General features: G+C 74.6%; 1 pseudogene. It reads right to left on the bottom strand.

The annotated features are described in order from the left end of the window. Positions 1–599, bottom strand: a pseudogene (locus tag CCN33_RS32385) (two-component sensor histidine kinase); the annotation flags it as partial.

Genomic DNA, 599 nt, shown 5'->3' with positions numbered 1-599 from the left:
GTGCGCGACCACGTCGTGCAGTTCGCGGGCGATGGTGGTGCGCTCCTCCAGCAGGGTGCGCCGGGAACGCTCGTGCGCGGTGACGGTCTGGTGGACGCTCACCTCCCGCCGGGCCTGCCGCAAGGTCTGGCGGATCGCGACGGTCAGCAGGAACACGCCGGCGAAGAACAGCAGCGGCCCCAGGTCGGACCCGTAACCGAAGTCGCTCGGACCGAACAGGCCGTCGGCGAGGACCCCGTAGGCCGCGGTCAGCAGCCACATCCAGGCGGCCGTGCGGGGGCGGGTGCGCGCCGCGACGACCGTCAGCACCGCCAGGTGCCCGACGAAACCGCCCGGTGGGAAGGGTGATTCGCCGGACGGGCCGCCGGACAGGACGAGGGCGACCGTGTTGGCGGCCAGGGAGACCCAGAAAGCTCCCGCCGGACGCACCAGCGTCAGCAGCACCGGTGCGCCGGCCAGCAGCCCGCACAGCAGGCCGAACAGACCCCCGGTGTACGTGGCCACCAGGGCGACGAACGCCGCCAGCGCGGCGAGGACGACCACCACCGCGTGCGGCGCCCAGGCCCCGTACTCCCGCAGGCGCGCGGAGCCGCGCCGGG

It is taken from the genome of Streptomyces recifensis (genome assembly GCF_002154615.1).
GTDB lineage: Bacteria > Actinomycetota > Actinomycetes > Streptomycetales > Streptomycetaceae > Streptomyces > Streptomyces griseoluteus.
This window is presented reverse-complemented; position numbering and strand designations above follow the sequence as displayed.